Genomic DNA, 8,730 nt, shown 5'->3' with positions numbered 1-8,730 from the left:
ATTTCTGAAACAGTTCCTTTTTCTTTTAAACGAACCGCTTCTTCCACTGCGATTTCACAGAATGGGTTAATTGACATTTTAACGTTAGTTAGGTCAACCCCACTATTATCCGGCTTAACGCGAACTTTAACGTTGGCATCTACCACACGTTTTACAGCAACAAGAGCCTTCATGTAATCCTCGGCTGTTTTAGCAAAAGTAAATATTGAGAAAAGTTAATAATAACTCTTCGCTTTAAATTTTTTAGGTGTCCTATCTTGCTATGTGATCGGCATTTCGGTCAAGTCAGAATTGTCTAAACAAAGCGAAAAATGCCGAAAATAAACTGAACGATGCGTTCATACTTTTTTATTTGCAAAAATCCACAATCAAAGCGCTGATTATATAAACAATTTTAAGCTTTGATTTATATTATGTTTTTTATTGATTTACAACATCAACAAGATTGATTGAAAAATAGTTTAAATACAAAGATGTCTACAAAATATGCAAAATTCCTTACACAAAAACCGTTAACTAAACTGTCATTAAAGATAGAAACTGCCCTTATTTGCTTATTTTTTCCTGATAAAAACACCCTTTTTAAATATGACTGTTAGTTCACTTCACAACATTGAAGCTTTTATTGGATAAGAAAGAAGCAATCTTTTGTATTTTAATGAGTATCAATGCACTACAACCCCATTACCTTCATGATTTAAGGCATAAAAAAACTCAGCTTAAACTTGCTGAGTTTCTAGGAAATCACGGTGAATATGGCTTAAATCAATCAGCTCATAGGCCTGTAAATTAAAAACTTCCCAAACCGCCAAAAAGTCTTCTTTCAGGTCAATTTTACTGGCACTGTTTGGACGTTCTTGCCACTGTTGATCTGAAATCCATAAATAGCTTTGTTGAGTCTGTGGGTTGATCGCTTGCATTTTACCTTCTGCATTAATGCCCTGAACTTGGCAATGCGCTGGCAATTCTTGCTCAATCATAGGCAAGCTAATCTCTACAAAGTGTTTTACCTGACGTAAGCCATAGCCAGCAAAAATTTCTTTTTGACTCGGACTGAGCTGGTCATATTTTTCTTGAAGATTTGAAATCATGGTTTTGCCTATCATTTGATATCCAAAGTGTTATGCAGTGGAACAAAAAATAATGTCATCCATGTCTATTATTCGTGTGACCCACTCTTTCTGCTTCTTTATACTGCATAACGCAAGTTTTTATTATTCTACAATAGTTGCAATGACATCTTAGTGAAAGCGCTCTTGCATTGCGACTTACATCCTAAATAAACGCATTTGCAAATTGTAAATGCCCTACCTATCACAAGCAAAAATAGTGCCTATTCACCTAAATTGTCGCAAAATTTACTTTTTATGGGCACGTGGATGCGCCTGATCATACACTTGTGCCAAATGGTCAAAATCAACATGGGTATAAATTTGTGTGGTACTTAAATTACTATGCCCTAACATTTCTTGAACGGCGCGTATATCACCACTATTAGACAGCATATGACTGGCAAAACAATGTCGCAATAAGTGTGGATGTAAATCTACATTTACACCTGCACGCTGTGCCTGAAATTTCACCCGATTTTCAATTTGTCGTGCTTTTAAGGGTTCACCTTTTTGGGTAATGAATAATGCTGCATCCGGTACAAAATCGCCCTGCCAAAATGGGTAAATCTGTAGCCATTGCATCACTGCATCTTTGGCCTTACTGCCAAATGGCACAATTCGTGTTTTATTGCCTTTACCTGTAACGCGCAGCAATTGCCGATTAAAATCTAAATCCCGAATACGTAAACTCTGTACTTCTGCCAAACGTAAGCCACTTGAATAGAGCAATTCTAAAATTGCTTTATCCCGTCGCCACATCTGTTGTTGTACTTCAGTTTCAGGTTCAGGCTGATCTAATATTTGATTGATGGTTTCAATATCAACTAGACCCGGCAAAGGGCGTGGCTGACGCTTTAATTGAAAATCATCGACAGGGTTAAATTGTAGATACTGCCCTTGTTCAGCCCATTTCATAAACTGGCGAATGGCTGACAACATACGTTGCAAGCTACTGCCATTCAGCTGCTGCTGTTCTACTTTTTGCGCCAAATAATGTCTTAAATCAGATGCCTCGACATCCTGCAAGCTGAGCCCTTGCTGCTCGCAAAATGTAAAAAAATCGGTTAAATCACGTGCATAGGCTTTTAAAGTATGCGGTGACTGCTGCTGTATTTCTCGCTCTTTGAGCCACATACTGAGTAATTGCTGCGGATCGTACATTACTTAGGCTCCAATTGAGCGCCTAAATCCAACTGAGATAAATAAGCAGAGATATATTTGGCCGCCTGATCTGCGTGTTCTTCTATAAACAAATGATCACCGCCTTGAACAATTTTTAGCTCAGCTTGTGGGAGTTGTTGCTGCAAAAACTCACCTACCGCGATTGGACTAATGAGGTCTTGATCCCCCCACAACAATAAGACTGGAATTTGAATCTTAGACAATTCAGCCGTGTAATTGGCCTTTGCTCCCACAAACCAGTCTGGATAATTCAAATATTGATTTTGATAAGCCTGTCGCCAATCTTCAAGCTGAAAACCACTCAAATCTATACCACCTGATGTCGCAGCCAATACCAGTCCTTTAATTTTTTTTGGATATTGTAAGGCTGCAGCGACAGCAAAAATACCGCCCATCGACTGTGCAATTAAAACGCTATCAGCTGGAATCTGATCTAGCACATAAGCCTGCAGACTATCAAAATCATGCACAAGTGGATGTGCAGGCTGATGTCCAAATTCTGGATAAGCCACAATGTTTGCATTTGACTGAGGCAGTTTTTCAATTAGAGGATGAAAAAATGCGGTATTGCCTGAAGCGCCTGGTAAAAAGATCAATTGCGGCATATAGCGTTGTAAATTTTTAGAATAACTTTTAATACAGCATACCCGAACAGTGCTACAAGATACAAAAAAAGCACTATTATAAAATAGTGCTTTTCAGCAGATTTATGACGCATGCCTATTCGAGTACGTCATCAACCTTGAAAATAACTTAAATCTAATCGACCATGGTAGACGTTTGCGGTTGGGCCTGTCATCCACACCACATCTCCCTCACGCCATTCAATTTGCAACTTGCCACCAGCCAGTTCAATTTCAACTGAATTGGCCAATAAGCCACGACGCATACCTGACACTGCTGCCGCACAGGCGCCTGTACCACAAGCCAAAGTTTCCCCTACGCCACGCTCAAAAACACGCAAACGTGCATGTTTTTCGTCAATAATTTGCATAAAGCCTGCATTAACACGCTGTGGGAAACGCTCGTGTGATTCCACTTGAGGGCCTATCCCTGCAACATCTGCAGTCAGAACATCAGGCACAATGGTCACAGCATGCGGGTTGCCCATATTCACCACATCAATGGTCAAAGCAGCACCCTCTTTTAAAGCGATGTCATATAAATTATCTGGTTTATCGGCAATAAAAGGAATCTCTTGCGGTAAGAATTTAGGATAGCCCATATTCACCCGCACCCAACCATTTTGACCAAGTTCAGGTTCTACAATACCCGCTTTGGTCTGCACCTTGATTTTGGTCTTAGTAGTTAACTGACGTTCATGCACAAAACGGGCAAAACAACGCACACCATTGCCACACTGCTCCACTTCAGAGCCATCGGCATTGAAAATGCGATATTTAAAATCCACATTCGGCAAATCAGGTGGTTCCACAATCAGCAATTGATCAAAACCAATGCCAAAGTGGCGGTCTGCAAGGCGCTGAATCGTCAGTGCATCCAAATACGCCCGCTGACTGATGAGATCAACCACCATGAAATCATTGCCCAAACCATGCATTTTGGTAAATTCTAATAACATCTCGAATTCCCCTTATGGCAATAAACGCTCTCTTTCCCACAAAGATTCAATGCTTTCACGTTCACGAATTAAGTGTGCCTGATCTGCATCGACCATCACTTCGGCCGCACGACCACGAGTGTTGTAGTTAGAGCTCATCACAAAACCGTATGCACCCGCACCCATCACGGCTAAAATATCATTTTCAGCAATCGCCAATTCACGGTCTTTACCCAAGAAATCGCCTGTTTCACAGATTGCACCCACCACATCCCATGCTTTGCTTTCAACATCGGTACGTGGCGTCACTGACTGAATATCCATCCACGCTTCATACAATGCAGGGCGGATCAAGTCATTCATTGCCGCATCAATAATCGCAAAATTACGATGTGTGGTCGGTTTCAATAAATCAACCTTAGTCAGCAATACTCCCGCATTGGCAGAAATACTACGTCCTGGCTCCATATATACTTTAAGACCTAACTTTTCTAAAGCTGGGCGCAAAGCATTGGCATATTCTTCAACACTTGGTGGTGTTTCATCTTTATAGGTCACACCCAAACCACCGCCAATATCAATGTGTTTCAGTTGAATACCCATTTCTTTTAAGGTATCAATCATCACAATGACACGATCCAAAGCATCCACAAAAGGTTGTGTTTCGGTCAATTGCGAACCGATGTGACAGTCAATGCCAACAATATCCAAGTTTGGCAAAGATGCAGCATATTCATAGGTGCTATACACAGAATCGGATGGAATCCCGAATTTATTTTCTTTTAAACCTGTAGAAATATAAGGATGAGTTTTGGCATCTACATCTGGATTAACGCGTAATGAAATGGGCGCTTTCACATTCATTTGAGCCGCAACTTTTTGAATACGGTCTAATTCAGCATGTGATTCTACGTTAAAGCAGGCAATGCCCACTTCTAGTGCTTTTTGAATATCTGCTTCAGTTTTGCCTAAACCTGAAAATACAATTTTCGATGCATCACCACCTGCTTTGAGCACACGCGCCAACTCACCGCCTGTCACAATATCAAAGCCTGCGCCCAATTTAGCCAATACATTCAATACCGCAATATTCGAGTTCGACTTTACCGCAAAACAAATTTGATGGTCGATAAAGTGAAAAGCACGATCCATATCTAAATAATGTTTTTCAAAAGTTGCCTTTGAATAAACATAAAGTGGCGTGCCAAATTGCTGTGCGAGTTGTTGTAGCGAACATTGCTCGGCATGCAAAACCCCTTGAATACGGGTAAAACTCATGAATGTATCCTTTTCTAGAAAGCGTTAAGGTGTAGTCGATGTAGATGTTGCAGGTGAAGCAAACTGCTGTTGTACAGGTGCTGCCTGCTCAGAAGCTGTTTCAGATGGTTTAACACTTTGTGGTGCATGATCTGGATATAACAAATATTTTGCTCGTTTGTCATAGTTTGGATCATTGGGAAGCTGTAATGCCCCAGATTGACCACAACCGACCAAAAGTACTGTTGTGAATACAACACTCACGCAGCAAATGACTGTACGCATCTGACCACCTATAAAATATTTTCGATGAAGTATAACGTGATCACCGCTGTGACCAAAGTGCTAAAACACAGAGATTATCTTGAGCTTTGTAAAAATACCAGCAATCACAATATTTTTTCTACAGGCATTTATTCACCCTGTACAGTCAGTATTATTGCGACTTATGACACAGATAAAGTGAATTATATTTCAAGGCATCAATTGTCAAAATCCAAAAACTATGCAAAAAATAGGGCGTGCTTTAAACCACGTTCTTTTAACAGGAAGTTTTAAAGACTGGCATATCACTTGCTTAATTTTTACAACTGTTCAATTACAGCCAATTTTAAGCATTTATAACACTGCGTTTATAAGAAGAAATTTATGCAAAATTTACAATCGATCATGGAAACCTTAAGCGGCTGGGTCTGGGGTCCATATATGCTCATTCTCATTGTGGGAACGGGTGTTTTCCTTACCTTCCGTTTATTGTTCTGGCAATTCCGCATGCTGCCTCTGGCTTTTAAACAAGTCTTTTGCAAACATGACAAAGCTGAAAAAGAACCTGGCGATATTTCACATTTCGCCTCACTGATGACCGCACTCTCTGCCACCATTGGTACGGGGAATATTGCGGGTGTCGCAACTGCCTGTGTACTCGGTGGCCCAGGTGCCGTTTTCTGGATGTGGATGACTGCGCTATTTGGTATGGCGACCAAATACGGCGAAGGTGTACTGGCAGTTAAATATCGAATTAAAAATGAAAAAGGGCAAATGTCTGGCGGCCCAATGTACTACATTGAACGCGGACTAAAATGGAAATGGTTGGCGATTATCTTCGCTTTCTTTGGTACTGTTGCCTCATTTGGTATTGGCAGTTCGGTGCAGTCCAACACGGTAGCTTTGGCTGTACAAAATAGTATGGGCGTAGAAACCTGGATGACAGGTATAGTGATTACGGTATTTTCAGCGCTCGTCATTTTAGGTGGAATTACCTCTATTTCTAAAGCGTCTTCGGTGATTGTTCCAATTATGGCTATTCTGTATGTCGCAGGCGGCCTGATTATTATTTTAAACAACCTGCACCTCGTTGTTCCTGCATTTGAACTGATTTTACGTGATGCCTTTACTGGTGAAGCCGTTGCAGGTGGTGCAATTGGTGCCGTGATTCGTTACGGTGTGGCACGTGGTGTGTTCTCGAATGAAGCAGGTATGGGTTCTGCGCCAATTGCCGCTGCGGCAGCCAAGACCGACCACCCTGCCCGTCAAGGCTTAGTGTCTATGACAGGTACATTTATTGACACCATTATTGTTTGTAGCATTACAGGTATTGTTTTAGTCATGGGCTTTATTATGGCCGACAATAGTTTTGGCGGTGCAACAGGTGCAGTACTCACCACACAAGTCTTTGACCAGTTATTACCTGGTTTCGGTGGCTGGGTGGTAACTTTCGGGATCATCTTCTTTGCCTACTCCACTATTTTAGGTTGGAGCTACTATGGCGAAAAATGCTGTACTTATTTATTTGGCGAAAAATACGTGTTGATTTACCGCCTGATTTATATTGCTTCGGTGTTCATTGGTACCATCGCGACACTCGATCTCGTTTGGTTATTTGCCGATACCTTTAACGGTTTAATGGCTGTTCCGAACCTGATTGCCTTATTATTACTGTCTGGTGTGATTGCCAAAGAATCTAAGGACTTTATTGCCAAACGCAAATCTGGCGAGTTGTATTAAGCCTTAGCTACAAATGTAATTTCATCCTTACCCATCATACAATCACCATTGTGGTTGTATGATTTTCCTTGAAAGATCAAGATAACATTCATTTCCCCGCCTTTACTCTGTATGCTGTAGCCAGTTTTCAAATAAATACAACGACTGGACTTATGGCAAAAGTAAAAAGTGTCTATCGCTGTGAACAATGTGGCGCAGATCATCCTAAATGGGCAGGACAATGCTCGGAATGTGGCGAGTGGAACTCGCTGAATGAAGTCAGTATTGCACCTGCAGTCACGCATCGTGCCCAACCCAAAATGGGCGGTGGCTATGCAGGACAAGCTGCAGCAATTACTACATTAAACAAAGTATCTGTTTCGCATGAAACCAGACTAACCACAGGCATTGGTGAGTTTGACCGTGTATTGGGGGGCGGTTTGGTTACAGGTTCTGTGGTGCTCATTGGTGGTGACCCTGGTATCGGTAAATCGACCATTTTGCTGCAAACTGCAACACACATGGCTGCGGCCAACAACACCGCCTTATATATCACGGGTGAAGAATCGCTTTCACAAGTGGCATTACGTGCTCAACGCTTAGACTTACCCACAGATCAACTCAAAGTCATGGCAGAGACCTGTGTTGAACGTATTTGCGAAGTGCTTGCGCATGAACGCCCTGCTGTGGCTGTTTTAGACTCAATTCAAACTTTATATACCGAAACGTTGCAATCCGCACCAGGTGGCGTTTCACAAATTCGTGAATCGGCGGCACTTCTAACTCGCTTTGCAAAAAACAGTGGCACAGCACTCTTTATTGTGGGTCACGTGACCAAAGAAGGCGCTTTGGCAGGGCCACGCGTCTTGGAACACATGGTCGATTGTGTCCTATATTTTGAAGGCCAGTCAGACTCTCGTTACCGTATGATTCGGGCCGTCAAAAACCGTTTTGGCGCAGTGAATGAGCTGGGTGTTTTTGGCATGACCGATAAAGGCTTACGTGAAGTCGCCAATCCATCAGCGATATTTTTAAGTCGTTATGATGAAGCAATCCCAGGTTCGATTGTCATGATTAGCCGCGAAGGTACACGTCCCCTTTTGGTTGAAGTACAAGCCTTGGTGGATGATGCACATGGTCAACCTAGACGTGTAGCTTTAGGTTTGGAGCAAAACCGTCTGAATATGTTGTTGGCGGTCATGCATCGACATGGTGGTGTGCAAACCTCAGGGCAAGACGTGTATGTAAATGTGGTTGGTGGTTTAAAAATTACCGAAACAGGCTCTGACCTTGCAGTATTGCTGGCCTGTGCTTCGAGCTTACGAGGCAAAGCCCTACCACAACAATTGGCTGTTTTTGGTGAGGTCGGTTTGTCGGGCGAAATCCGCCCTGTGCCTAATGGTCAAGAACGCTTAAAAGAAGCCATTAAGCATGGCTTTAAATACATTATTGTGCCTCGTGGCAATGCACCACAAAAAGCCATTGCAGGTGTGCAAATTATTGCGGTAGCTCGTTTGCATGAAGCTTTAAGTGAAGCCATGAGTTTAAGTGAAAATCTCTAAAGACTTTTTAGCCGTATTCACTTCACTATGTATTTCTCAACATTTGTAGAAAAAATACCGATTTTATATTGAA

Annotated in this window: 8 protein-coding genes and 1 pseudogene; 2 read left to right on the top strand and 7 right to left on the bottom strand. The window is 41.9% G+C overall.

The genetic code is table 11. The features are described from left to right. From HHA42_RS09930 to HHA42_RS09900, 7 genes and pseudogenes are all read right to left on the bottom strand, one after another. A pseudogene (locus HHA42_RS09930) lies at nucleotides 1–173 on the bottom strand (electron transfer flavoprotein subunit beta/FixA family protein); the annotation flags it as partial. Nucleotides 174–719: 546 nt separating this feature from the next. Further along, on the bottom strand, nucleotides 720–1,091 hold the full coding sequence (locus tag HHA42_RS09925; RefSeq protein ID WP_168526330.1) for a hypothetical protein: 372 nt from the start codon (nucleotides 1,089–1,091) through the stop codon (nucleotides 720–722). Nucleotides 1,092–1,358: 267 nt separating this feature from the next. Next, nucleotides 1,359–2,273, bottom strand: a complete 915-nt coding sequence (gene xerC, locus HHA42_RS09920; RefSeq protein WP_168526329.1) for a tyrosine recombinase XerC — start codon at nucleotides 2,271–2,273, stop codon at nucleotides 1,359–1,361. Continuing rightward, nucleotides 2,273–2,899 (bottom strand): alpha/beta fold hydrolase, encoded by a 627-nt coding sequence (locus tag HHA42_RS09915; protein WP_168526327.1) that lies wholly within the window; start codon nucleotides 2,897–2,899, stop codon nucleotides 2,273–2,275. Before HHA42_RS09915 ends, xerC begins: the two co-directional genes overlap by 1 nt. Before the next feature lie 131 nt (nucleotides 2,900–3,030). Next, a complete protein-coding gene (dapF, locus tag HHA42_RS09910; protein ID WP_168460183.1) occupies nucleotides 3,031–3,876 on the bottom strand; it encodes a diaminopimelate epimerase in 846 nt (281 codons plus the stop codon). Between the two features lie 12 nt (nucleotides 3,877–3,888). Further along, nucleotides 3,889–5,133 carry a diaminopimelate decarboxylase gene (gene lysA, locus HHA42_RS09905; protein WP_168460185.1) on the bottom strand — a complete coding sequence of 415 codons (1,245 nt, stop codon included), beginning with the start codon at nucleotides 5,131–5,133 and terminating at the stop codon, nucleotides 3,889–3,891. A 24-nt stretch (nucleotides 5,134–5,157) separates the two neighbouring features. Then, a complete protein-coding gene (locus HHA42_RS09900) occupies nucleotides 5,158–5,397 on the bottom strand; it encodes a lipoprotein (RefSeq protein ID WP_168417744.1) in 240 nt (79 codons plus the stop codon). Nucleotides 5,398–5,760: 363 nt separating this feature from the next. Here HHA42_RS09900 and HHA42_RS09895 point away from each other — a divergent pair, with 363 nt between their 5' ends. Continuing rightward, a complete protein-coding gene (locus HHA42_RS09895; protein ID WP_154320921.1) occupies nucleotides 5,761–7,116 on the top strand; it encodes a sodium:alanine symporter family protein in 1,356 nt (451 codons plus the stop codon). Between the two features lie 152 nt (nucleotides 7,117–7,268). Then, the gene (gene radA, locus HHA42_RS09890) at nucleotides 7,269–8,657 is read left to right on the top strand and encodes a DNA repair protein RadA (RefSeq protein ID WP_070154081.1); all 1,389 of its coding nucleotides are present in this window, start codon (nucleotides 7,269–7,271) and stop codon (nucleotides 8,655–8,657) included. The last annotated feature ends 73 nt before the right edge of the window (nucleotides 8,658–8,730 follow it).

This window comes from Acinetobacter sp. A3 (assembly GCF_012371415.1).
Lineage (GTDB): Bacteria > Pseudomonadota > Gammaproteobacteria > Pseudomonadales > Moraxellaceae > Acinetobacter.
This window is presented reverse-complemented; position numbering and strand designations above follow the sequence as displayed.

What these genes read in the sequence shown, in the direction of transcription:
- HHA42_RS09915 (WP_168526327.1), bottom strand. Translation starts at nt 2,899, where the DNA reads ATGCCGCAATTGATCTTTTTACCAGGCGCTTCAGGCAATACCGCATTT.
- radA (WP_070154081.1), top strand. Translation starts at nt 7,269, where the DNA reads ATGGCAAAAGTAAAAAGTGTCTATCGCTGTGAACAATGTGGCGCAGAT.
- xerC (WP_168526329.1), bottom strand. Translation starts at nt 2,273, where the DNA reads ATGTACGATCCGCAGCAATTACTCAGTATGTGGCTCAAAGAGCGAGAA.
- HHA42_RS09925 (WP_168526330.1), bottom strand. Translation starts at nt 1,091, where the DNA reads ATGATTTCAAATCTTCAAGAAAAATATGACCAGCTCAGTCCGAGTCAA.
- dapF (WP_168460183.1), bottom strand. Translation starts at nt 3,876, where the DNA reads ATGTTATTAGAATTTACCAAAATGCATGGTTTGGGCAATGATTTCATG.
- HHA42_RS09900 (WP_168417744.1), bottom strand. Translation starts at nt 5,397, where the DNA reads ATGCGTACAGTCATTTGCTGCGTGAGTGTTGTATTCACAACAGTACTT.
- lysA (WP_168460185.1), bottom strand. Translation starts at nt 5,133, where the DNA reads ATGAGTTTTACCCGTATTCAAGGGGTTTTGCATGCCGAGCAATGTTCG.
- HHA42_RS09895 (WP_154320921.1), top strand. Translation starts at nt 5,761, where the DNA reads ATGCAAAATTTACAATCGATCATGGAAACCTTAAGCGGCTGGGTCTGG.